The following is a 22,314-nucleotide window of genomic DNA, read 5'->3' as shown; positions in this document are numbered from 1 at the left end:
GGACTATGCCTCGCGGGAAGCCGGGGACTTGGTTTGGGCCGGATCCCGTTCGGCGAGCGAGCCGATGGCCGCGTCGATCTTGTCCATGATGACCTCATCCAGCTTCACGCCCGCGGCGGCCACGTTTCCGGCGATCTGCTCCGGGCGGGACGCGCCCATGATGGCGGAGGCAACGTTCTTGTTCTGGAGCACCCAGGCGATGCTCAGCTGAGCCATGGTGAGCCCGGCCTCGTCGGCGATCGGCTTGAGCTGCTGCACGCCGTTGAGGACCTCATCGGACATCCAGCGCTCGATCATCTTGGCGCCGCCCTTCTGGTCCGTGGCGCGGCTGCCCTCCGGGGCGGGCCTGCCCGGCCGGTACTTTCCGCTCAGCACACCCTGGGCCATGGGCGACCACACGATCTGGGAAAGTCCCAGCTCCTCGGACGCCGGAATTACCTCGGCCTCGATGACCCGCCACAGCATGGAGTACTGGGGCTGGTTGGAGATCAGCTGAAAGCCCAGGTCCCGGGCCAGGGCGTGGCCGGCCCGGATCTGCTCCGCGGTCCACTCGCTGACGCCGATGTACAGTGCCTTGCCCTGGCGGACGATGTCCGCGAAGGCCTGCATGGTTTCTTCCAGCGGCGTTTCAAAGTCGTAGCGGTGCGCCTGGTACAGGTCCACATAGTCGGTCTGCAGGCGGCTGAGGGACCCGTCGATGGATTCCATGATGTGCTTGCGCGAGAGGCCCAGGTCGTTCTTGCCCTTGGGACCGGTGGGGCCGAAGACCTTGGTGAAGATTTCCAGGGACTGGCGCCGCTCGCCTTTCAGGGCTTCGCCCAGGACCGACTCGGCTTTCGTGTTCGCGTAGACGTCAGCGGTGTCAAAAGTGCTGATGCCGGCGTCCAGGGCCGCCCGGACGCACTGGGTAGCGACCTCGTTCTCCACCTGCGAGCCGTGCGTGAGCCAGTTGCCGAACGTGATCTCAGAGATTTTGAAGCCACTGTTTCCAAGGTATCTAAATTCCATGGGTTTCACCGTAGCCCACTTAGTTGCTCAGGGTAAGGGCCTGCCGTGCACCCCGTGGGGCCGTCGCGCCAGGACTGCGGGGTTCCGGCTCAGCTGGCTGGTGGCGAGTGTGAGGCGGATCAGCCCGCGCGTCGCCGTTCCACCGGCAGTTGGCCCTTCAGGATGCCGGCGTGCCCGGACAAGGACACCAGGGAGCCGGTGTCCAGCATGGCCAGCGGCCCTGTCGCTGGAGGTTTCTCGAAGGAACGCGGCATAGGGCTGATCACGGCGTCGCGGACCAGCGCATTGCGGTCCATGGCGGATTCCACCAGGGGTGCCACCGCGGTGACCTCGTTAACCGGGACGTCAGGGCCAGGCAGATCGCGCACGGAGACTTTGATCTCCGGGGCTGCCTCAGCCTTGGCCCGGTCCGTGGCGCGGGCATCCGCACGGGCAACCGCGGCGGCCCAGTCCTCGGACATGGCTGCGGGGTCATGGCGGTTGACCGCCAGCGGGGGATGTTTGACGGCGGTGCGCACCGTGGGTTTGATCGCTGTCAGTTTGAGGCGCTTCTTCGGGTCGCGCTCCGGGCGCGCCTTGCGGGCGGAAGCCCCGCGCGTGACGGCGGCGCGCCGGCCGAAGAGCGCCATGACGATGACGGCCACCAGTCGTCCAATGCCAGCCAGCACCAGTGTGGCCACGATGACCAGAAAGAGGCCGATGAACATGACAAACGCCACGCCAAGCGTGCCGAAAAAGGTCAGATTCAGGGCAATGGTGGTGGGATCTTCCATTTACCGCTCCTATATCGGGCCTGCGATGCGCACTTGCCGGCGGCGTTCACGCCGGCCAGGGACCCCCGTTAACAATACGGTCAATCGGGGGCGGGAATGTTCGCCCGCGCCGCGTCGCTGGGGTTGTGTCGAAGCTGTTATCGGATATGACAAGCCGGCTTTTCATCTTCTGCGCCTATAGTCGGACAGCAGACGCCGAAAGCGGATTCCCGGCTCCCCGGCGACCGTCCCCGAAAGGAAGATCCGTGCCCCACCACGAAGCGCAACGCCCGAAATCCGGAGGCAGCAGCACCGGGGCCGCGCCTCCCGCCGCCAGGACCTGCCCATGTCTTTCCGGCGAGCAATACGCGGACTGCTGCGGCCGATTTCACCGCGGCGAGGCGGAAGCTCCGACGGCGGAGCAGTTGATGCGATCCAGGTACAGCGCCTTTGTGGTTCAGGATGCCGATTACCTGCTTCGCACGTGGCATCCGGACACGCGGCCCAAGGAACTGGAGTTGGACCCGGCCATGGAGTGGCGGCGGCTGGATATCGTGTCCACCAGCCGCGGCGGCCCCCTCGACTCGGAGGGGACCGTTGAGTTCAAAGCCCATTTCAGGCACGACGGCGAACGCGGAGTCCACCACGAGACCAGCCGTTTCCTGCGCCGCAACAAGCGCTGGTTCTACCTGGATGCGGTCACGGTCACGCCCACGTAAGGTCCCGCTGGTCGGCGTGGTCAGCGTTCCAGGTCCGCTTCCACGGGGGTGAAGCCGGCCCGGTCCACCTTGCGGTGGAAGTGCATTCCGGCCAGGCCGCCCAGGACGGCGCCGACCAGGGCCACGATGGCCACCACGATGGCCGCGATGATACTCATGGTGTTGAGCTGGCCCTCGTTGACCGGGATGCGGGGGAAGCTGTTCAGGTTCGCCAGGATGTTGAACCGTTGCCCGGCGATCAGGGCCAGCAGGGCCACAACGACGGCGGCGATCACTGCCCACACCCACACCATGAATCCCTGCTTGGCGCCGTTGAAGCGCGCCATGCGTCCGGCCACGTATCCGCCGCAGTAGTAGGCCACGAACAGGATGACCAGGAGGACGATAATGCCCACGAGCCCCACCGTCTGGTTGGACGATGCCTGGTTCACTGCAGTGTTGACATCAGTGCTCGTGGCGAGGCCCACAGCCGTGCCGGCGGCGGCCACGAGGGCGGTCAGCAGCACGGCCGTTCCGGTGGCGGCCAGCCAGCCGAAGAAGGCGGAACCGACCTTAATGCCGCCGAACTGCTCTTTCTGCCGCGCCACAGCCGTTTCCCGGTTGGCAAGGCTGGGATCCGCGATCGGGGCCGTCGCTTCGGCGGGCGTGTAGGAGCGCGTGTCGTCGTCGTAGTCCCGGCTGGCGAGCGGAGCGTCAGCGTAGCCGCGCCGGCCCTCAAGCCTGTCCTCCACGCGCGTCCCGCTCACGGTGTCATTGCCGGCACCATCGTGTGGGACAGTGCTGTCGGCGTCGTGGCGGGGGGCGTCCGCGGAATCGCGGGACCTGACGCCCTCGAGGCGGGTGGTTTCGTTGGTCCGGGCGTCGTGGATGCGGTTGGTCCGGGGGTCTTCGTCCCGGAGGCTTTCTTCCCGTGCCAGAAGCGGATCCTCGCTGCGTGCGCGTCGGGGCTGTCTGTCGTCGTGACCTGCTGAGCTGCTCATCGCACGTTCTCGCTTTCAATCATTGAACCGACTCATGATGTGAGCCGGCCACCGAAATGCGGAGACTCCAAGGAGATCTCATCTCCACCTAACCACGGCACACCACAGGTAGCAAGGGTGCTTAGTATTTTTGGCGAGGCGCAGCGGGCCCCGAATCAGCGGTAACGCCGGTGCAGGTCGGGCTTCTCCGACGCCCTGGGAGTGGCGTCCGCGATCCACGGACCGGTGTCTTCCGACTGGTCGAGGACGCCCTGTTCGAGCCAGGTGTAGTCGCCGGCGAGGACCTTCCTGGACAAGTCACGGTCGCCGTCGTCGGTGTTCCTCCACAGCTGGTCGAAATATTCGTCCACCCGGACCCGCGCCTGTTCACAATAGGCCTCTGCGAGCTCGTACGCGGCGGCGGCCTGTTCGGGCGCGGTGTGGAGCATCATCTCCGCCCGCGAGCAGCAGGCAGCCATCGCGAACAGTTCAGCGCCGATGTCCACGATCCGGCCCAGGAAGGCCTGCTTGTGTTCGAGCTTGGCCTGCCATCGGCCCATGCCGTAGAAGGTCTGCCGGGCCAGCCGGCGGGAGGTCCGCTCCACGAACCGCAGCTGCTTGGCGAGCCGGCCGAAGTCTGCGTAGGACCGCGGGTCCATGCCGGCGCCCGCCACCAGCTTGGGCAGCCACTTCGCGTAGAAGCCGGACGCGCCGACGGCGGCCTTCGCCTTATCTGACAGGCTCGCCTCCGCCGACGCAAGATCCCCGGCGGCGGCCAGGTGTGCGTCCACGGCCTCCCGGGCGATGAGGAGCTTCATGATTTCCGAGGATCCTTCGAAGATCCGATTGATCCTGAGATCCCTGAGCTGCTGTTCGGCCGGGACAGCCCGCTCACCACGGGCCTCTAGGGAATCGGCCGTTTCAAAACCGCGGCCGCCGCGGATCTGCACCAGCTCGTCCGCGATCCGGTAGCTGATTTCCGTGGACCACAGCTTGGCCAGGGCCGCCTCGATGCGGACGTCCTTCTGCCCGGCGTCGGCCATCTCGGCGGACAGCTCAAACACGGCATCGAGGGCGAAGGCCGTGGCCGCGATGAAGGCGATTTTCTTGCCCACGGCCTCGTGCTCGCCCACCGGCCGGCCCCACTGGGTGCGTGCGTTGGACCACTCGCGGGCGATCTTCAGGCTCCAACGGCCGGTGGCGACGCAGAGCGCCGGGAGCGACAGTCTTCCGGTATTAAGGGTGGTGAGCGCAATCTTCAAGCCCTGCCCCTCGCGGCCCAGCCGGTTCGCCGCCGGAACCCTGACCTGATGGAAGCGCGTCACGCCGTTCTCGATGCCGCGCAGCCCCATGAACTGATTGCGGTTCTCCACCGTGATGCCCGGGGAGTCCATCTCCACCACAAACGCGGTGATGCCCCCCTTGTGAACGGTGCCATCGGTGCCGGTGTGCCGGGGGACAAGCGCCATCACCACCACAATCTCGGCAATCACGCCATTGGTGGTCCACAGTTTCACGCCGTCCAGGACGTACGACTCGCCGTCGTCCGTGGGAACGGCGGTGCTTCCCATCCGCGCGGGGTCACTGCCGACGTCCGGCTCCGTCAAAAGGAACGCCGTGATGGCGCCGGCGGCGCAGCGTGGCAGATACTCGCGCTTTTGTTCGGAGGTGCCGAACACCTTCACCGGCTCAGGCACCCCGATTGACTGGTGGGCGGACAGCAGGGCTCCGAGGCTTGGATGCACCGAACCCAACAGGGCAAGCGCCCTGCCGTAGTACACGAGGGAAAGTCCCAGGCCGCCATACTCCAGCGGGATCTTCATGCCGAAGACCCCCCGCTCCGCCAGGCCGGCGATGTAGTCATCGGGGATTTTCGCCTCGCGCTCGATCAGCCGGCCGGACATGGTCCTGCAGAATTCCGTCAGCTCCGCCATGAATGCCTCGCCGCGCTCAACGTCGTCCGCGTTGGCTTCAGGCCACGGGTGAATCAGGCTGAGGTCGAAGTTGCCAAGGTACAGGCCCTTGGCAAAGCTGGGCCGTTCCCATTCCGTCTCTCGGGCGGCCTCGGCAATGGCTCGGGCATCGGCGGCGGTGGCCTCGGGCCCGATCTTTTCCGGAGCGACTGGGACGTCGGTTGCAGGACTGTCAGTGGCGGAGCTCACGGGGCATCTCCTCTAACCGGGGGCAACCGGTCCGAGCCCTGGGTCCGCCGGGGGTGGAGAACCCTTCAGCTATCCCTCAATGCTACCCGCGGGTAGGTTCCGGTGCTAGGGGATGGCTGCCCTGGAAAGTCCGCCGGAAGCTCCACCGTGGAGGCGTGGTGCACCAGGCGGCCCCAAGCGTGGTTGATGCCGTGGATGAGACCAAGGAGGACGCCCGCAATGATGAACCAGGCCAGCCTGCCCACCCCCACGAGTGCCATGGCGATAAAGGCCGCCGCCATCACAAAGACCGCGATGACAAGGGCAAACACCAAGGTGCCGATAAACACCATGGTGGCCGTTTCCACTGCACTGAGATCAAACTCCATGTTTCCCCCTGCATCATTGCGCTGGTTCCATCAAGTTGGCTGCATCAAGTAGCACGAGCGTAGGGTGCCGGTGGCTCCTGAACCAGAGTCGCGCGGCCGTGGCGGGGCTGTTGATATGGGATCGAAATGCTACCGGCGCGTAGGTCACGTTGTGGTCGCGGAAACCTCACCTGTCACATGCGTAACACGCTTGGGCGGCAATCCGGGGTCGTTACCGCCCCACGGTTCGCTCGCGTAACTGCGGCCGCAATCCTTCGCAGGGCTCTACGTTAACCTTGTAGTTGGCAGTTTCCGGGTTTTCCGCTGCCCAACATTCCCAAAGCAGCTGAAGGAGAGTGCGTGCCCCGCTCCGCCCTGTCCTCCGCGGACGCCATCAGCGCCCGGCTCCGAGATCTCGAACTGCTCACCAAGGGGCCCGCCTGGTCGCTTACGCGGTCCGCTCCCTGGGTCATTGCCGTGCTCCAGGCCTCGTTCACCCGAACACGGCCGCAGCTGCCGCTGGAGGAATTCCACGCCGACGTCGATGCCTTCCTCGAGCAGCTCCGCCGTCAGGAGCCAGGGCTGGGCGGTTCGGCCAACGGAAAAAGCTTTGGTGATGAGTGGACCCGCAAAAGCTTCCTGACCCGCCGCAACCACTCCGGCCAGATCGTCTACGAAGTCACCGAGCCTGCCGCCCGCGTCCTCGCCTTCCTGGACAGCCTCTCCAGCGAACGCTCCACTCTCAACGGCTCCAGGCTCGGTACGCTGCTGGGCGACGTTGAGAAGCTTGCCAACGAGACCAACCCGGACCAGAGCGCCCGGCTCGAGTCCTTGGAAGAGGAGATCGACGAGCGCCGGCGGCTGATCCAGGACATCAGCTCCGGGGATTTTGACGGACTCCTGGACGACGACCAAGCGGTTGAGGCCGCCGGCAACATCCTGGACCTCGCCGCAAGCCTGCCGGCCGATTACAAGAAAATGCGTGACCGAATAGAAGACCTGGTGGGCGAGCTCCGTAACCAGATCATCGAGGAATCCCTCAGCAAGGGTGCCACCATGGCGCAGGTGCTGGAGGCGGACAAACGACTGCGGCAGAGCCCCGAGGGCAGGACCTTCCGTTCTTTCGCCGCATTTCTGGAGGACCCCCAGCAGCAGCTGCGTTTCCGTTCCGCGATCGGCGAGGTGCTTGGCCGCCAGTTCGCGGACGACCTCAGCCAGGAGGACCGCGAGACATTAAAGAACCTCGTGGCCGAGCTGCGGACCCAACACAGCCAGATCCAGAGGATTTACGGCAAGCTCAGTGAAAGCCTGAACACCTATGTCCAGAGCGATGACTTCCGTCAGTCGGTGCGGCTCCGCAAGGTACTGCGGGAGGCCGAGCAAGCCATCCGTGGGCTCCCTTACGAGCGCGAGCGCCCCGGCCTGGTCCACGGTCCCGTGCTCTTCAACGCCGGCTTTGAGTCCCTTGCCATGGTCAAGCTCTTCGATCCCGACGAGTTCGCCGCCCCGCCTAAACTGGCCGACCCCATTGCCTTCAGCGACTCGGACCGCGTGCGCTCGCCGCGGACCGGGAAGGCGAAACCCGAGGCCATCCGCGCCGCGGCAGCCGGGGCCTCCACCCTCGGGGAGGCGTGGAGCCAGCTTCCTCCGGAGGAACGCCACATCAACTCGATCCGTGCCCTGCTGACGCACGCGCTCCACGACGGGGCCGGCTTCGACCGGGACGGCTGGGAAGCCGTGGACTTCGAACAGATAGACGGAACCACCCGCACGGCGTACCTGCCGGTGGTCACGCTCAAGAAGGACTGAAGATGACTGAAGAGATTACGACGACGACCGATCCAGTGACCGCTGCCCCGGGGTCGGCGTCCGGTGCTGGGCGTCCCCTTGCAGTCACACCGCGGGACACCTTCGTGGACGGCGCGGCGTTGTTTCCCGGAGATACCGGGGTGCTGTCCATGAAGGTCCGCCAGGCCCTCGTGAAACTGCTCAAGGGCCCGTACATCGACGGTGGCCGCGACGAAAAGCTCTGGACCACGCTGCTGGACAATCAAATAATCCTGCGCAGCCGCCTCTCCGAGCTTTTCCTGACGCTGCAGCTGGACCACGAACGAAAGATTGCGGTGCTGCGCCCGGTGGACCCCGAGTCCATCGGCGGGAGTACCCGCTCCAGCATCCTGCGCCAACAGCGGGCCTTGAGCCGGGTCGAAACCATCGTGCTTCTGCGCCTGAGGCTGCTTCTGGACCGTCACGTCACTGCCCAGACCGACCCCACCATCACGCGCGAGGAAATCGCGGAACTCGTGGCCCACTACCAGCCGTCCGGCCAGCAGGACGCCTTGCGGGATTCCGACGTCGTGAACCGTGCCATCACCAAGCTCCTGGCCCGTCAACTCCTCCTCGCCACCGGCCTGGACGACGTCTACACCGTTTCGAACGCGCTCCCGCTGGCCCTCCCCTTTGACAACATCGGTGATATCCCGGCCCAGATCGAAGCCCTTGTGGCAGCAACCGCGGACCAGTCCGGCACGGAACCCCTGATCGAACTCGACGGCGAGGACACCGTTCGCTCCGATGACGACAGTGAAGACGATGATTCGGTGACCGACAGCAGCGGTGGCGCCGCGGAAGGCGACCAAACTGACGAAGTGGAGGCAACCAAGTGAGCATCGCAACCATGCTGCCGATAGGCGAGCTGACCAACCCGGGCCAGATGCGCCTTGCGCTCGTCCAAGTGGTCAACTGGGGCACCTTCCACGGCGCCCACACCATGCGTGTGGACCGAAACGGCACGCTCCTGACGGGCAATTCGGGCGTCGGCAAGTCCACGCTCTTTGACGCGATGCTGCGCGTTTTCGACGCGCGCCCCCGTTCCAACGAAGCGGCGGCCCAACGCTCCGGCGGCGCCGTGGAGGACAAGCGGACCACGTTCACGTACATGCGCGGCAAGGTGGGTGACAAAGCCGTAGGCGAGGGCTCGGCGAGTGCCTTCCAGCGCCCCGGTGCCACCTGGTCCGCCGTTGCGCTGACCTTCGACAACGCCGCCGGCACCAAGGTGACTGTCTCGGCGCTGTTCGACCTGCCGAAGAACGGCACGGAATCCAGCGTGGGCCGTTTCTACATGATCGACAACCGGCCGCTGGACCTGGCGGCCATTGAAGGCATCGCCGAGAAGCGCTTCACCAAGGCCGCCCTGGATGACATCTTCCCGGACGCCCAGATCTTCGACGTCCACAAGGCGTTCGCCGAGCGGTTCCGCCGGTTGCTGGGGATCAACTCGGACCAGGCGCTGCCGCTGCTTCGCGTGATCCAGGCCGGCAAGGGTCTGGGGGGAAGCGTCAACACGTTCTTTCGCGACCAGGTGCTGGATGCCCCGGCCACCCTGTCCGCCGCGGACGATGTCGTCGAGGAATTCAGCAACCTCATGTCCATCCGGCAACGCCTTGAGGACGTCAGGCAGCAGCGCGATCAGCTTGCTCCGGTCCCCGGCCTGAACAAGGAGTATGCCCAGTCCCTGCTGGATGCGAACCTGCTGCGGGAGCTTGCCGGCGAGGAGTTCGAGGCCTACCGCCAGCAGTTGGCCGTCACGGTCCACACAAAGACCCTGGCGCGAATCAAGGACCTTGCCCAGGCAAAGGCCAAGGAACTCGGTGCCGAACGGGCGGTCCGGGACGGGCTGGCCAAGGAACTGCGCCAGCTCGAGGCGGACTACAACAACCAGGGCGGCAACGCGATCTCCGCGATTGAGCAGTCGCTCGAGAATGCCCGGGTGGGGCTCAAGCTGCGCCAGCAGGTGGAGGCATCAGCCCACGAGGCCCTGTCCGACGCCGGATTGGAGCTCGAATGGACGGCCGCAGGGTGGGAGCAGGCCCACGAGCAGGCCGCTGCCCGGTCCGCAGAGCTGAAGGACGATTCCGAGGCGCTGCAGGAGCTCCGCTTCGAGGCGTTCGACGGCCACGCCACCCGCAAACGCGAGCTCGCCGCCGCCCAGCAGGAGCTTGTTTCGCTGAAGACCCGCAAGTCCCTGCTGCCGCCGTCGAGCATTGAAAACCGTGCGGCCATCTGCGCCGCGACGGGTGTCCCCGAAGAGCGGATGCCCTTTGGCGGGGAACTGATCGACCTCGCGGAGGGTGCGGAACAGTGGCGGCCGGCCGCCGAGCGCGCGCTGCGAAACCTGGCCACCACGCTGCTGGTTCCCGCGGAGCACTTCCGCGCGGTCACCCGCTACCTCAATGACAACACCATCCGCGGAGCCCTCCGCGCGGTGGACGTGTCCAAACCCCTCTCGGGCGGTGCGCTGGCCCTGCAGGACGTGGCCGACGGCGACCTGCTGACCAAGCTGGAGATTCTCGCCTCCGGGCCGGTGGCCGAGGCCGGGGAGTGGATCCGCGAGCGGATCGCCCTGGATTTCGCCTACCCCTGCGTGGAGGATCCTGACGAGCTGGCGCGGCTGGACAAAGGACTGAGCCTGGGCGGGGTGGTCAAGCGCAACCGCCACACCGTGGAGAAGGATGACCGCTTCACCAGCGGCCAGGATTACATCCTTGGCTTTGACAACGCCGCCAAGCTGGACCTCGTGGCCGCCCAGGTGGAGGAACTCCAACGGGAGCTGGCCAAGGCAGCCGAACTGGCGCAGTCCCGGGAGGAATCGCACCAGGGGATGACCCGGCAGCTTGAGGCCCTGCGCCGGATCGCCGAGGACCACCGGCCCTGGGAACAGGTCTCGGCCGTGGTGGCGGCGGACGAGCTCGCCAGGATCGAGCGGCGGCTCGAGGACGCCCTCGCAGCGCAGAAGGACCTTGAACCGCTGCGGACGAACATCGAGGTTGTTCGGCAGAAGCACCAGTCCAGCACCGAGGCCGCCGCCGTTCTGCAGAGCGAGTACAAGACGCTGGACGCCAGGCTGACGGCAGCCGGCTCGCTGCTGGATGCCGCGCGCACACGGCTCAGCCAGGCGCCGCCGTCGGACTCCACGGTCTCCGCATTGGCGCCATACTTCACCGGGTTCGGCGAGGTCCTGGAGATGCACGAGCTGGACAACCTTGCGAACCAGGTGCGGACCCGGCTGCTCGGCGAGCTGCACGCGGCTGAATCGCGAGGACAGGCCACTTCGGAGCGGCTCACCCGCATTTTCGAGGGTTTCGTGAGGGAGTGGGGGGCCGGCGTTTCCGCGGACCACGGCACGTCCATCGGCGCGGCTGGCGAGTTCGAGGCCCGGTACCACGCGATCGTCAGCGACGGACTGCCGGCGCAGGAAGCGGAGTTCCGGCAGTTCTTCAACCAGCGGACCCACGAGTCCTTCAGTACCCTGCTGCACCTCCTGGACGAGGAACGCCGCACCATCACGAGTAGGATCCTGCCGTTGAACGGCATCTTGTCCGACGTCAATTTCCACGAGGGAAGCTTCTTGGAACTGGACATCAAACAGACGCTGACTCCCACTGCCAAGCAGTTCAAGGACGCCATCCAGAATGCGCTCAAACCCAGGCATTCCCGGGCGGGCAAGGCGTCCGCGTCCAACGCGCCGGAGACCGACGACGACGCGGAGCTCACCAACCGCTACAAGTCGCTCGAGACGCTAGTCAAGCGTTTGGGTTCACAGACGCCGGAGGACCGGCGCTGGCGCGCCGAGGTGCTGGACGTCCGCGGGCACCTGTTCATCCAGTGCAAGGAGCACCGCAAGGTGGTTGACCCGGTCCCGGGCAAGGAAAGCCGCAACCGGACCGAGGTCTTTATGCACGCGGACACGGGTTCCATGTCCGGCGGTGAGCGGCAGCGGTTCACGGCGTTCATCATGGCCGCGGCACTCAGCTACCAGCTGGGCATCGCGGAGCAGGGCTTCACCACCTACGGGACTGTGATGATGGACGAGGCGTTCGTCCTGGCCTCGGAGGAATTTGCGGGTGCGGGCATCAAGGCGCTGCACGAGTTCGGCTTCCAACTGCTCCTGGCGGCGCCGGAGAACGTGATCGACCTGTCCCGGCACCTCGGCTCCGTCACGGAGATACTGCGGGACAAGCGCACCAACCGTTCCGGCGTGCTCACGTCCCCCGTGATCGGGCCCAGGCCCGGCATCCAGGGCGCGTGGCGGTCCGAGGCAAACCCGGTGGACATCGTGCTGCGCTAGCTATCAGCGGCGCACACGTTGATCTGGGCCTGGACAATCGCCCCGTAGCGCGCCACCAGTTGGTCAAAATCCCAGCCCTCGAACAAGCCGAGCGTGCGGACGGCCTCGCCGAAGCCGGTCATCAACGCCACCACCATGGACGCGTGGCGTCGATCCGGCGTGGTGTCCTTGATCAGGCCAGCAATGCTGGCGAGGTAGCGTTCGCGCGTCTCGGCGCGCGCTGATTCCGGCGCAGGGGAGTCCTGGATGGCGAACGGGAGCATGGCCCAGGGCTCTTTCAACCCGCGTTCCCGCCGCATCAGCACCCGGAAGACCAGCGTTGCGCCCAGTTCGGACGCCGGCACGTCGAGTTCGCCCAGTAGCGATTCGTCCGGCTGGGCGGCGGCGAAGAGCTTTTCCTTGCTGCCGTAGAGCTTCATGACCAGTGCCGCCGAGACGCCGGCGCCGGCGGCGATGTCACGGACGGTCACGGCACGGTAGCCCCGCTCCCCGAACAGCCGTCCGGCGGAATCCAGGACGGCCTCGCGGCTGGGGCTGCTCACGCGCCCACCAGCCTGCCGGCGCGGGTGTCCAGCTCCAGGTCCACCATCAGCGGCCGGTTGTCCACCGTTAGTTTCCGCGCCACGGCCTGATGCGTGGTCGGGTGCAGCAACGTCACAATGTAGCGGCCCGCCACGGGCAACGGCAGCGAGTACCGGCCGTCCAGGCCCGTCCGGGTGGTGGCCACATGCTCCCCGGACGTCTGTAGCAGCGTGACCACGGCACCCGGAAGGGGTATGCCGTCCGCGGTGGCCACGCCGCCCAGCTCGAGCCGGGTGTCCAGGTGGAAGTTCTGCTGGAGCGTTCGGCCGTCGAAATCGAACACCTCCGCCATCGGTGCCCAGCCCGCGGCGTTGGCCACCATCAGGTATTTTCCTGCGCCGGGCAGCGCCACAGAGTAGCTGCCGTCGCTCTCCACCCGGCTCCAATCGACCGGCTCGCCGGTAGTCTGCAGGACGGTGACGACGGCGGGAGTCAGGGGTCGATGATCCGCCGTCAGAACGCGGCCCTGCACCACGAGCTCGTTGGCGGCCGGCGCGGTGACGGGCGCTTCGCGGACGACGGCCGCGCGCGGAATGAAGACGGCAGCCAGAATGGATGCGGACGAGGCGAGGGCGGCCATCCAGAAAACGTCCTTGAACGCCTCGAAGGAGGGCAGGTGCGCGCTTCCCAGCGTTACCGTCACCGATGTGAGGACGGCGGCCACCGCGGCGCTCGACGTGGAGGTTCCGATCGAGCGCACCAGGCTGTTGAGGCCGTTGGCGGACGCCGTCTCGGTGATGGGCACCGCGCCCATGATCAGTGTGGGCATGGCGGCGTACGCGATAGCCGTGCCGATGCTCACCACCGTGGAACCGATGATGACTGCGGCGATCGAATCCCAAAAGAAAACGCGCCCCACGTATCCGGCAATCATGACTGCGGCTCCCGCTATCAACGCAGGTTTTCCACCGAAGCGGCGGATGATGCCGCCGGAGACGGGGGCGAACACCACCATGGCCAGTCCGGACGGGACCATGCACAGGCCGGCGGTGATGACGCTCAGCTGGAATCCGTATCCCGTGGACGTGGGCAGCTGGAGCTGTTGGGTGGTGAGGAGCATGTTGGCGAACATGGCAAAGCCGATCAGCAGCGAGGCCAGGTTGGTCAGGAGTACGGGCCGGCGCGCGGAGGTGCGCAGGTCCACCATGGGCTGGCGGACCTTGAGCTCGTACGGCACCCAGGCGGCGAGGAGCAGCCCGGCGGCCAGGAACAGCAACAGGACCTGTTCGGACCCCCAGCCCCAGGAGCCGCCCTTCGAAATGGCGAGCAGCAGGGATCCCAGCGCGGCGGAAAGGACAACGGCGCCGAGGTAGTCGAATCGGCCCGGGGTGCGCACCTTGGACTCCGGCACCACGAGCACCACGGCCAGAAGCAGCACGGCGCCGGCGCCGGCGGCGACCCAGAAGATCGATTCCCAGCCCAGGCTTTCGTAAAGGACTCCGGCCAGCGGCAGTCCCAGTGCGCTGCCGATGCCCAGCGTGGCACTCATCAGCGCCACGGCGGAGCCCATCTTTTCCTTGGGCAGCTCGTCCCGCATGATGCTGATGCCCACGGGAATCAGGGCCGAGGAGAAGCCCTGCATGGCCCGCCCGATGATCAGCCAGAGAAAGCTGCCGCCCAGGGCCGCCAGAACGGAGCCGGCCACCATGATGGCCAGGCACACCACCATCATCTTCCGTTTCCCGTACATGTCAGCGCTGCGGGAAACGATTGGCGTGGCAACGGCGCTGGAGAGCAGGGTCGCGGTCACCAGCCAGGAGGCGTCGTCGGGCGTGACGCCGAGAATCTTCGGGAAGTCCGGCAGCAGGGGGACCACGAGGGTCTGCATGAGCGCCACGACGGTGCCGCTGAGCGCCAAGACCGCGGTGATGGCGCCGGGGGAAGGGGAACTGGTGGTTTTATGGGTCACTGGGGTGCCTTCTGACAGCGGGGCGGGCGCTCCACACGGAGGTGAACGCGTGTTTACTCTCGAAGAAGTGAACCACTGTTCACCCCCGCGCGGCAAGAATCGCCGCGGTGTTGATGGTCACTGCGGCACCGCTCCGGTTGTTGGCTCCTGTTCACCGGTCCGTTCCCTGCCGGCCTCCTGGACTGGGTAGCCTCGCCGGGATGGGTGATCTTCCTTTGCTTCCGGGCCGCAATGGGCGACGGCGCTATGTCGCCTTAGGGGATTCGTTCACCGAAGGAGTGGGGGACCGAAGTAAAAACCTGCCCAACGGGGTGCGCGGATGGGCGGACCGGGTGGCCGAGAAGCTGGCCAAGGCCCAACCCGGCTGGGAGTACGCCAACCTCGCCATCCGCAGCAAGAGACTGCGCCACATCATTGACGAGCAGCTGGAGCCGGCGGTCGCCATGGAACCCGCGCTGATCACGCTGTACGCCGGCGGCAACGACATTCTCGACTTCGGGACCGATACGGGCGCCCTGATGGCTGAATACGAAGCGCTTGTGGCGCGGCTGGCCGCAACCGGCGCCACGCTGGTGCTGTTCACCGGGTTCGACGTCAAGGTGTCTGCGGTCCTGGAGCCGCTGAAAAAGCGCAACACCCTCTACAACCGCCGGGTCCGCATGATTGCCGAGAAATACGGCGCCGTACTGGTGGACTACTGGGCTCTCGATGCATTCCATGACCGCCGCATGTGGGATGCGGACAGGCTGCACATGTCCAAGGCCGGACACAAGTACCTTGCCAGCCAGGTCCTGGATCAACTGGGCGTTCCGCACAAGATCAGTCCCCTGGACTGGGAACCGCCCGCAAAACTGAGTCTGCGCGAGTGGGAGCGCAAGCAACGCCGCTGGGTGCACGACTGGGTCCTGCCGCTTTTCGGGCGCAAGTTGCGCGGCGTCACGCTGGGGGACGCGCTCACACCGCGCTGGCCGGAGCCTGTGAAGGTGCCGCGGAAGGGCGGCTTGAAGAAGCTGGTGAAAAAGTCCTCCGCGGTACGGGGGAACCGCCCCGGCTCCGGAGGTTCCTAGCTGGTTGTCAGAGCGTCAGCTGTCCAACAGATTTTCGTAGCCCGGTGCCACCCGGTTGGCATGGAATTCCATGACCTCGAATTCGGCCACGCCGTTGACGTAGAACGGGTCCTTGACCAACGCCGCATCCAGCAGTGCACGGTCCGCGTTCGACAGCAGCAGGGCACCAGTGCGCGGGATCTTGCGTCCGGCAACGATGAAGACACCCTGGTCAAAGGCATCCTGCAGCCAGGCGACGTGCGCTTTGAGGTGGAAATCCACAATCTCTTCGGGAACCTTGTAGGTCAGGGAGACTACGTACATACGGTCAGCCTACCGCCTGGCCGGTCTAGCGGTCCGGCTTCCTGTACGCCGTTTCAGGAACAGACTTTGGCCGCATGGCTTGAAATATCAAGCATTTCTTCTCCTAGGATGTAGTCATGACCGAACCGCGCTGGCTCAACGCCGACGAACGCCGTGCCTGGCTGGCCCAGCTGAGCATCAACACGCTGTTGCCTGCGGCGCTGGACACCAAGCTGTATGCCGCCGGGAAGCTTTCGCTTTTCGACTACAACGTGCTGGCCATGCTCTCCGAGGCCGAGGGGCGGTTCCTGCCCATGAGCGAACTTGCTGCGCGGACCAGCGCCTCGCTTTCCCGGTTGTCTCACGTGGTGACCAAACTGCAGAACAGGGGGTGGGTGGAGCGCCGCCCGCATCCCCGGGATGCGCGGGTCACCACCGCGCATCTCACGGACGCCGGGATGGCGATGATCGTGGAGTTGGCTCCGGGCCATGTGCAGGCTGTCCGCTCGCTGCTCCTTGACGGCCTGTCCGAGCGTGACGTCGCCGACCTGGCCCGCATCGGCGAGAAGATTGTGGGCCGTCTGGATCCTGATCACTGGATCCTTCGCGAACACTGAGCCGCTTTGTTGCTTCCGGCAACAGGTGACAGACTATGGCCATGGATTTTGCGGCCCGCTATGTTGCTCTGGGAGATTCGTTTACGGAAGGCGTCGGCGACGATGATCCGGCCCGTCCCAACGGTGTGCGGGGCTGGGCCGACCGGGTAGCTGAACAGCTCGGCGCAGCGGACCCCGCCTTCGGCTACGCCAACCTCGCCATCCGCGGCAGAAAACTGCGCCAGATCATGGCAGAGCAGGTGGATGCCGCCGTCGAGCTCAAACCCACGCTGGTGACCATCTACGCCGGAGCAAACGATATATTCCGCCCCAAGGTGGACATCGATGATCTATTGGTGGAGTACGACGCGGGCATCCGCAAGCTCAGGGCCACCGGCGCCACCGTGGTGATGTTCACGGGCTTTGACGCGCGCGGCTCCAAGGTGTTCGGCACCATGCGTGGACGCACCGCCATCTACAACGAGCTGGTGCGCGGCATCGCGGGAGACCACGGTGCGCTCCTCGTGGACTACTGGCGCTTCAGCGAATATTACGACTGGGGAATGTGGGCCAAGGACCGCATGCACATGTCCGCCGCCGGCCACGCGAATATGGCCAAGCGGGTACTTACGGTGCTGGAACATGACCACTCGATCGAGCTCCCGCCCATGACCCCCGTGCCCGAACTCAGCCGCCGCGAGGCCATGCGCGCCAACGCACGCTGGGTGAAGGATTTCGCGGGACCGTGGGTGGTTCGCCGTGTCACCGGCAAGTCCTCGGGGGACGGCCTCAAGCCGCGGTTCGCCCAGCTCACCCGGCTCTGAGCCGGGACGCGGCTTCGGTAACTGCCGCCCAACTAGTGCCGGAAGCCAGGCGTCGCGAGCAATTCGCCACCCGACCGCACTGCCAGAACGTCAATATCCCAGCCGTCCGCGGCCCGGTCCAGCATAGTCAGTCCGCCGGCCACAATCGCGGTCGCCAACACATCCGCGGTGACAATGTCCGCAGCGGCCACCGATACCTGGGTGAACTCCACGGCGGGCAATGCGCCGCCGGATCGGGCGGCCCAAATGTGGTCTCCGCGCTCCGCTGATCCTGAGGTGGCCAGCGCCCTCCTGCTGGACGGTCCTCCGATGGGGTGGCCCGCAATGAGGGTGCGCCGATCGCCCGGATCCACAATCCCGGCCTGCCAGGAACTCCCGGTGCCCGGGAGCGGTGAGCCGTTCACCAGCACGTCCCCGCCGGCGTTCAGGCACCAGTCGTCCAGCCCAAGGGCCAGCAACGACGTGCCCGCCTCCTGGATGGCGTACCCCTTGACGATTCCGGAGAGGTCCAAGACGCCGTCGGGCCGTTCGGGGTTGAAGGCCCCCTCGGTCTCAAGCCGCCAATTGGCGGCCTCGGCGTAGAGGCGGCGCATTACCGCCGACGCGTCCCTCAAGGTGATCTCGCCGCGCGCCAGCCGGCTCGCCTCGGACTCCGGACGGTAGAGACTGAAGATTTCGTCCAGCCCGGCGAAAAGCTGTTCGACGACGGCCGTGGCGGCACGATGTTCGTCCTCCACCGGACGGTGTCCGCCCGCCTGGAGCGGAAGGGTCAGGCTGATGACCGTGCCCATGCACGTGAAGGTCCGGGCATGAAGCGCGGGCCGCGGAAGCTCAGAGATGGGCTGCATCTATGGCTGCCTGGAGTGAACTCAGGTACGCGTCACTTGTGATCGTGGCGCCGCTGATGGTCTGAACATTGGCGGACTGGGCCTGCAACACTTCCGATCGCAGCAGTGGGGCCGCCCGGTTGCTGATGGCAACGGACCGGCGGTCTTCATCCGTGAGCTGGAGGGCGGTCACTTCGGTGATTTTTCCGCCACTGACGGAGATCTGCACCTGGACATTGCCGAATCGGGTCTGCGCCACGGAGCCGGAGAAGGTCCCGCTCCCAGTCGCGGCGGAGGCTGTGGAGTCAGTGGTTCCTGTTGAACCGGTGGTTCCCGAGGTCCCGCTACCAGAAGCCGATCCCGAGGTGCTTCCGCCGGAGGCGTTCCCGGACGTGCTTCCTGCGGCGCCCGAACCGCCGGCGGTCCCGGCAGAGGTCCCGATGGACGTACTTGCCGTCTCGGTCACGTGGCTCCCGGACTGCCATCCCACCAGGAGGATCCCTGCGGAGGCCAAAGTTGCTGAAACTGCTGCGCGAATTCTCACCAGTCAAACCTTTCGTAGTGAAGCTGTTCTTCCCGCACGCCCGCTGAACGTGCGTCTGCAAGGACGTTTTGGGCCCAGGTCGCCGGTCCACAGACATAGACGTCGGCCTCGGTGATATTTGGCGCGTAGCTCGCCAGCCGGTATCCGGAACGGGCGGCCTCGGCAGGCAACCAGGTCTGCACGCCTTCCGGGCGTCGTCCGGTGAGGTGGAATAACGTCGCTCCCCGGCGCCGGCAGAGGTCCATGACCTCCTGGCCCAGGTAGAGCTCCTTTTCGCTGTGGCCCCGAAGGATCACGGTGGCGTCGCCGGGGCCGAAGGGGGTGCTTTCCAGCAGGGCCCGGATAGGGGTGATCCCGATGCCGGCGCCGATCATCACCACCTGCTTGCGGCTCCGGGCCGCGGTGCTGAAGAGGCCGTAAGGGCCCTCGACGGCAACCTTTGTGCCGCGTTTCAGCCGGGCCAACTGGGCCGATCCCTTGCCGAGGTTGCGGACGGTGACCCGCAAGGAGCCGCCGGCGCCGAGCTGGACGGGCTCCGCTGAGAGGCTGAACGGGTGCGGGTGCCACCACATTCCAGGGGCGAGGAACCGCCAGATGAAGAATCTGCCGCCGGCGCCCGTGAGTTCGTTCAGGTGGCGCCCGGTCATTTCGATGCTGACCACGCCCGGGGCTTCCCGCACCACTCGGCTGACGGTCAACTTGTGCCGGGTCGTGGCCACGATGGGCTCGATAACCCGGTAGTGAAGGAGTGCTGCTCCGGTGCCGATGCAGGCGGCCAGCCAGTACCACCGCTGCCACGTGCCGGCGGCGAAGAGGCCTCCCACGCTGAACTGGTGCGGAATCGAAGTCAGCACTGCGGCATAGGTGAGGAGGTGGACGGCGTACCAGAACTCATAGGGAAAACGACGCCGGACTGCCACCAGGGATGTAACGACGACGGCGATGAACAATGCCATTCCCACATAGGCCAACCACATATCGGGGACCTGGACCCACAGGTTGACGGCCTCGCTGACGGGGTCCAGCCCGTCGTTCATTCCGTAGCCGATCGCGATGAGCACCCCGTGGGCCAGCAGGAGGTAAAGGGAGGGCTTCCCCAGTTTCCGGTGGAACTCCAAGGCACGGTCATGCCCGACGGCACCGTCGATGAACGGAAGGCGGGCGGCCAGCAGCAGCATAAGGAGCACGAGGTCCATGCCCGTCAGCCCGGCGACGATTCCCAGTGCCGTAAGCGATCCAGCCAACGTCGAGAAGCCGCTGGCGCCGCCGTCGGCCAGCCACAGCGCCACGGCCGCGGCCACCGACGCCCACGCAATTACCGTGAGGAGGTCGGCCCGTAAGAGTCGTTTGAGGTGCTGTCCCCTGAATGGGTTCTTGGCGTCGGGGAGTTGACGCTGGCCAGGGGGTAAGGCCGTCAGGAGTTGTGTGTTCATGGGTCCAGTGTCCGGGCGCTCCCTTTCATTCTGCTGTGAAAAGACTTCAGCGCCGTTGTGACTTCAGGGGGACTGCAGCTTCGCCGGTGAGGGGCGCTTATACACCCCCGGGCAGGGTTGCCGGCTAAAGGATTGGCCTTTAATTGCCCAAGCTCGTAGACTTGGGAGGCGCTAGGTGGCGCGGAGCGTGCGCAATTGCTCCGGTTGGCAGGATTTGTCTGAGAAATCGACGGTCGCGCCGGCCGGTAGTTAGGGGCTCAAGTTGCGTGCACTCCTGTATTCGCCCAGCATCCCGGTACTTTGCAGTGGACTTCCGAAAGGTTGACGCCGCACGTACCCGTGGCCAACAGTCTTCGCCGCAGTGCGGAAAATAGCCGGCTTTTCGTCGCCTCTTTTCAGCCTGCGGACCTACCGGACACTGACGGTGGCTGGATGCGGACGCCGCCTGTCGCACGGTATGCGGGAACTCCGCCAACCGTTTCATTTATTTTTAGAGGAGAGTCGTCATGGCAGCACACTGCCAGGTGACCGGAGCCGAGCCGGGCTTTGGACACAGCATTTCGCACTCGCACCGCCGCAACAAGCGCCGGTTCGACCCGAACATTCAGAAGAAGCGCTACTGGGTTCCGTCCCTGCGCCGTAACGTCACCCTGCAGGTCTCTGCACGTGGCATCAAGACCATCGACGTACGCGGTATCGACGTAGTCGTAGCCGCCATCCTGGCACGAGGAGTGAAGCTCTAATGGCTAAGGACAAAGACGTACGTCCGATCATCAAGCTCAAGTCGACCGCGGGCACGGGTTACACCTACGTGACGCGCAAGAACCGTCGTAACGACCCGGACCGTATGGTTCTGAAGAAGTACGACCCCCGCATCCGCAAGCACGTCGAATTCCGAGAGGAGCGCTAAACACATGGCTAAGAAGTCAATGATCGCTAAGAACGAAGAGCGTAAAGTCATCGTCGAGCGTTATGCTGCAAAGCGCCTCGAACTGAAGAAGGCGCTGGTTGATCCCAACTCCACCGACGAAGCCCGCGAAGCTGCCCGCCTTGGCCTGCAGAAGCTTCCCCGCAACGCCTCCCCGGTACGTCTGCGTAACCGCGACATCATCGACGGCCGTCCCCGCGGTACCTTCCAGAAGTTCGGTATCTCCCGTGTTCGCTTCCGCGACATGGCTCACCGCGGTGAGCTCCCGGGCATCACGAAGTCTTCCTGGTAATTCAGCGCTGCAGTTAGTTATGCACAGCTGATTCCAGCGGCTTGAAAGGGCTGGCAACCATTGGTTGCCGGCCCTTTTTTCGTCTCCGTATGAATCCAGATTCTCCTTGGCGCCCGCGCACGGGGAGTCTGCCGCGGGTCGCCGCTCGGTGACGCAGCGCACAAAGGTCGCGTTTCGGAGCCGGCGTGGGTTGCGGGCTGTCCGGACGTGATTTTGCCCGGGCTGGCGCGGTCTTTGGCTGTTGGGGACGGGTGTTCGGTTCGATTTGCGCGGGGTGCTGGGAGTGTGTAAAGTAATTCGAGTCGCCGCCGCTGAAGCGGAAAGATAGCGACCGACCCCCTTGCTGAACAGCCTGAAAAACGGCGCACTTTGTGTGTGCCGAAACCGGGTGGGGGCCCTCTTGTTGAGTTGGGAATCGACGGAAACGCCGGTTTGCAAAGGCTGGATGAGTCGGGTAAGTTTGGGAAGTTGCTCCGGAGCGATCCGCGACCGTGTGGTTGTGGTGGTGCCGGGTGTGTCTGTTGTTTGAGAACTCAATAGTGTGCCAAGTTTGTTGATACCAATTTATTTATATGGATTGGTTGAATTGACTGGATCCGCCACCCCGTGGTGTGGTCTGGTTTTTACAGCTGGTTTCAAATTTTGCAGCCGTTTTCTCCCGTTTTCCCGGGGGTTGGTGGTTGTGTTCGTTTTTGTTTTACTTCAACGGAGAGTTTGATCCTGGCTCAGGATGAACGCTGGCGGCGTGCTTAACACATGCAAGTCGAACGATGAACCTCACTTGTGGGGGGATTAGTGGCGAACGGGTGAGTAACACGTGAGTAACCTGCCCTTAACTCTGGGATAAGCCTGGGAAACTGGGTCTAATACCGGATATGACTCCTCATCGCATGGTGGGGGGTGGAAAGCTTTTTGTGGTTTTGGATGGACTCGCGGCCTATCAGCTTGTTGGTGAG

The 22,314-nt window shown here is 65.3% G+C and carries 21 protein-coding genes and 1 other annotated feature; of the genes, 10 read left to right on the top strand and 11 right to left on the bottom strand.

Features of this window, described 5'->3' with window-relative positions; genetic code table 11:
* Positions 1–3 precede the first annotated feature (3 nt).
* Both ACP4XC_RS00105 and ACP4XC_RS00100 read right to left on the bottom strand, forming a co-directional pair.
* Entirely contained in the window at positions 4–1,008 is a 1,005-nt protein-coding gene (locus ACP4XC_RS00105) for an aldo/keto reductase family protein (protein ID WP_427172852.1), read from the bottom strand.
* 119 nt (positions 1,009–1,127) lie between these two features.
* A complete protein-coding gene (locus tag ACP4XC_RS00100; RefSeq protein WP_427172851.1) occupies positions 1,128–1,781 on the bottom strand; it encodes a hypothetical protein in 654 nt (217 codons plus the stop codon).
* Positions 1,782–2,026: 245 nt separating this feature from the next.
* Between ACP4XC_RS00100 and ACP4XC_RS00095 the strand changes: the two genes are divergently transcribed.
* Positions 2,027–2,479 carry a YchJ family protein gene (locus ACP4XC_RS00095; RefSeq protein ID WP_427172850.1) on the top strand — a complete coding sequence of 151 codons (453 nt, stop codon included), beginning with the start codon at positions 2,027–2,029 and terminating at the stop codon, positions 2,477–2,479.
* 20 nt (positions 2,480–2,499) lie between these two features.
* Here ACP4XC_RS00095 and ACP4XC_RS00090 read toward each other — a convergent pair whose 3' ends face one another.
* From ACP4XC_RS00090 to ACP4XC_RS00080, 3 genes are all read right to left on the bottom strand, one after another.
* The gene (locus tag ACP4XC_RS00090; protein WP_427172849.1) at positions 2,500–3,459 is read right to left on the bottom strand and encodes a hypothetical protein; all 960 of its coding nucleotides are present in this window, start codon (positions 3,457–3,459) and stop codon (positions 2,500–2,502) included.
* 155 nt (positions 3,460–3,614) lie between these two features.
* On the bottom strand, positions 3,615–5,600 hold the full coding sequence (locus ACP4XC_RS00085) for an acyl-CoA dehydrogenase family protein (RefSeq protein ID WP_427172848.1): 1,986 nt from the start codon (positions 5,598–5,600) through the stop codon (positions 3,615–3,617).
* A gap of 65 nt (positions 5,601–5,665) precedes the next feature.
* Positions 5,666–5,968 (bottom strand): hypothetical protein, encoded by a 303-nt coding sequence (locus tag ACP4XC_RS00080; RefSeq protein WP_427172847.1) that lies wholly within the window; start codon positions 5,966–5,968, stop codon positions 5,666–5,668.
* Positions 5,969–6,307: 339 nt separating this feature from the next.
* On the opposite strand from ACP4XC_RS00080, the gene ACP4XC_RS00075 reads away from it, so the two are divergent.
* From ACP4XC_RS00075 to ACP4XC_RS00065, 3 genes are read left to right on the top strand one after another with little or no spacing between them, the layout of a single operon-like run.
* On the top strand, positions 6,308–7,756 hold the full coding sequence (locus ACP4XC_RS00075; protein ID WP_427172846.1) for a DUF3375 family protein: 1,449 nt from the start codon (positions 6,308–6,310) through the stop codon (positions 7,754–7,756).
* A gap of 2 nt (positions 7,757–7,758) precedes the next feature.
* Positions 7,759–8,613 carry a DUF4194 domain-containing protein gene (locus ACP4XC_RS00070; protein ID WP_427172845.1) on the top strand — a complete coding sequence of 285 codons (855 nt, stop codon included), beginning with the start codon at positions 7,759–7,761 and terminating at the stop codon, positions 8,611–8,613.
* On the top strand, positions 8,610–12,074 hold the full coding sequence (locus ACP4XC_RS00065) for an ATP-binding protein (protein WP_427172844.1): 3,465 nt from the start codon (positions 8,610–8,612) through the stop codon (positions 12,072–12,074). The genes ACP4XC_RS00070 and ACP4XC_RS00065 overlap by 4 nt, the downstream gene beginning before the upstream one ends.
* Here ACP4XC_RS00065 and ACP4XC_RS00060 read toward each other — a convergent pair.
* Both ACP4XC_RS00060 and ACP4XC_RS00055 read right to left on the bottom strand, forming a co-directional pair.
* The gene (locus ACP4XC_RS00060; RefSeq protein ID WP_427172843.1) at positions 12,071–12,616 is read right to left on the bottom strand and encodes a TetR/AcrR family transcriptional regulator; all 546 of its coding nucleotides are present in this window, start codon (positions 12,614–12,616) and stop codon (positions 12,071–12,073) included. The two genes, ACP4XC_RS00065 and ACP4XC_RS00060, sit on opposite strands and share 4 nt — an antisense overlap.
* Positions 12,613–14,565, bottom strand: coding sequence for an MFS transporter (locus ACP4XC_RS00055; RefSeq protein ID WP_427172842.1), 1,953 nt, complete (start codon positions 14,563–14,565; stop codon positions 12,613–12,615). Before ACP4XC_RS00055 ends, ACP4XC_RS00060 begins: the two co-directional genes overlap by 4 nt.
* Positions 14,566–14,765: 200 nt before the next feature.
* Here ACP4XC_RS00055 and ACP4XC_RS00050 point away from each other — a divergent pair, with 200 nt between their 5' ends.
* Positions 14,766–15,632, top strand: coding sequence for an SGNH/GDSL hydrolase family protein (locus ACP4XC_RS00050; RefSeq protein WP_427172841.1), 867 nt, complete (start codon positions 14,766–14,768; stop codon positions 15,630–15,632).
* A 15-nt stretch (positions 15,633–15,647) separates the two neighbouring features.
* On the opposite strand, the gene ACP4XC_RS00045 is transcribed toward ACP4XC_RS00050, so the two are convergent.
* A complete protein-coding gene (locus ACP4XC_RS00045) occupies positions 15,648–15,935 on the bottom strand; it encodes a YciI family protein (protein WP_427172840.1) in 288 nt (95 codons plus the stop codon).
* 116 nt (positions 15,936–16,051) lie between these two features.
* On the opposite strand from ACP4XC_RS00045, the gene ACP4XC_RS00040 reads away from it, so the two are divergent.
* Both ACP4XC_RS00040 and ACP4XC_RS00035 read left to right on the top strand, forming a co-directional pair.
* The gene (locus tag ACP4XC_RS00040; RefSeq protein ID WP_427172839.1) at positions 16,052–16,531 is read left to right on the top strand and encodes a MarR family winged helix-turn-helix transcriptional regulator; all 480 of its coding nucleotides are present in this window, start codon (positions 16,052–16,054) and stop codon (positions 16,529–16,531) included.
* 41 nt (positions 16,532–16,572) lie between these two features.
* Positions 16,573–17,334, top strand: coding sequence for an SGNH/GDSL hydrolase family protein (locus ACP4XC_RS00035; protein WP_427172838.1), 762 nt, complete (start codon positions 16,573–16,575; stop codon positions 17,332–17,334).
* Positions 17,335–17,366: 32 nt separating this feature from the next.
* On the opposite strand, the gene ACP4XC_RS00030 is transcribed toward ACP4XC_RS00035, so the two are convergent.
* The 3 genes from ACP4XC_RS00030 to ACP4XC_RS00020 are packed head-to-tail and all read right to left on the bottom strand — an operon-like array spanning position 17,367 to position 20,138.
* Positions 17,367–18,125, bottom strand: a complete 759-nt coding sequence (locus tag ACP4XC_RS00030; RefSeq protein WP_427174968.1) for an FAD:protein FMN transferase — start codon at positions 18,123–18,125, stop codon at positions 17,367–17,369.
* A gap of 40 nt (positions 18,126–18,165) precedes the next feature.
* Positions 18,166–18,705, bottom strand: a complete 540-nt coding sequence (locus ACP4XC_RS00025) for an FMN-binding protein (protein ID WP_427172837.1) — start codon at positions 18,703–18,705, stop codon at positions 18,166–18,168.
* On the bottom strand, positions 18,702–20,138 hold the full coding sequence (locus ACP4XC_RS00020; protein ID WP_427172836.1) for a ferredoxin reductase family protein: 1,437 nt from the start codon (positions 20,136–20,138) through the stop codon (positions 18,702–18,704). Before ACP4XC_RS00020 ends, ACP4XC_RS00025 begins: the two co-directional genes overlap by 4 nt.
* Positions 20,139–20,644: 506 nt before the next feature.
* Between ACP4XC_RS00020 and rpmB the strand changes: the two genes are divergently transcribed.
* Genes rpmB through rpsN form a run of 3 tightly spaced genes read left to right on the top strand, consistent with a single transcriptional unit; the run spans position 20,645 to position 21,358 of the window.
* Positions 20,645–20,881 (top strand): 50S ribosomal protein L28, encoded by a 237-nt coding sequence (gene rpmB / locus ACP4XC_RS00015; RefSeq protein ID WP_011693744.1) that lies wholly within the window; start codon positions 20,645–20,647, stop codon positions 20,879–20,881.
* Positions 20,881–21,048 (top strand): 50S ribosomal protein L33, encoded by a 168-nt coding sequence (rpmG, locus tag ACP4XC_RS00010; protein ID WP_011693743.1) that lies wholly within the window; start codon positions 20,881–20,883, stop codon positions 21,046–21,048. The genes rpmB and rpmG overlap by 1 nt, the downstream gene beginning before the upstream one ends.
* A 4-nt stretch (positions 21,049–21,052) precedes the next feature.
* Entirely contained in the window at positions 21,053–21,358 is a 306-nt protein-coding gene (rpsN, locus tag ACP4XC_RS00005) for a 30S ribosomal protein S14 (RefSeq protein ID WP_427172835.1), read from the top strand.
* Between the two features lie 702 nt (positions 21,359–22,060).
* Positions 22,061–22,314, top strand: a sequence feature (16S ribosomal RNA rRNA prediction is too short).

It is taken from the genome of Arthrobacter sp. 92 (genome assembly GCF_050260325.1).
Classification (GTDB): domain Bacteria; phylum Actinomycetota; class Actinomycetes; order Actinomycetales; family Micrococcaceae; genus Arthrobacter.
The sequence above is the reverse complement of the archived record's forward strand: the minus strand, read 5'-3'. Positions and strand labels throughout refer to the sequence as shown.

Bases quoted from the DNA above. Each gene is read 5' to 3' on its own strand.
- ACP4XC_RS00030 (WP_427174968.1), bottom strand. From the start codon at position 18,125: ATGGGCACGGTCATCAGCCTGACCCTTCCGCTCCAGGCGGGCGGACAC.
- ACP4XC_RS00080 (WP_427172847.1), bottom strand. From the start codon at position 5,968: ATGGAGTTTGATCTCAGTGCAGTGGAAACGGCCACCATGGTGTTTATC.
- rpmB (WP_011693744.1), top strand. From the start codon at position 20,645: ATGGCAGCACACTGCCAGGTGACCGGAGCCGAGCCGGGCTTTGGACAC.
- ACP4XC_RS00100 (WP_427172851.1), bottom strand. From the start codon at position 1,781: ATGGAAGATCCCACCACCATTGCCCTGAATCTGACCTTTTTCGGCACG.
- ACP4XC_RS00090 (WP_427172849.1), bottom strand. From the start codon at position 3,459: ATGAGCAGCTCAGCAGGTCACGACGACAGACAGCCCCGACGCGCACGC.
- rpmG (WP_011693743.1), top strand. From the start codon at position 20,881: ATGGCTAAGGACAAAGACGTACGTCCGATCATCAAGCTCAAGTCGACC.
- ACP4XC_RS00105 (WP_427172852.1), bottom strand. From the start codon at position 1,008: ATGGAATTTAGATACCTTGGAAACAGTGGCTTCAAAATCTCTGAGATC.
- ACP4XC_RS00045 (WP_427172840.1), bottom strand. From the start codon at position 15,935: ATGTACGTAGTCTCCCTGACCTACAAGGTTCCCGAAGAGATTGTGGAT.
- rpsN (WP_427172835.1), top strand. From the start codon at position 21,053: ATGGCTAAGAAGTCAATGATCGCTAAGAACGAAGAGCGTAAAGTCATC.
- ACP4XC_RS00040 (WP_427172839.1), top strand. From the start codon at position 16,052: ATGACCGAACCGCGCTGGCTCAACGCCGACGAACGCCGTGCCTGGCTG.
- ACP4XC_RS00035 (WP_427172838.1), top strand. From the start codon at position 16,573: ATGGATTTTGCGGCCCGCTATGTTGCTCTGGGAGATTCGTTTACGGAA.
- ACP4XC_RS00070 (WP_427172845.1), top strand. From the start codon at position 7,759: ATGACTGAAGAGATTACGACGACGACCGATCCAGTGACCGCTGCCCCG.
- ACP4XC_RS00050 (WP_427172841.1), top strand. From the start codon at position 14,766: ATGGGTGATCTTCCTTTGCTTCCGGGCCGCAATGGGCGACGGCGCTAT.
- ACP4XC_RS00020 (WP_427172836.1), bottom strand. From the start codon at position 20,138: ATGAACACACAACTCCTGACGGCCTTACCCCCTGGCCAGCGTCAACTC.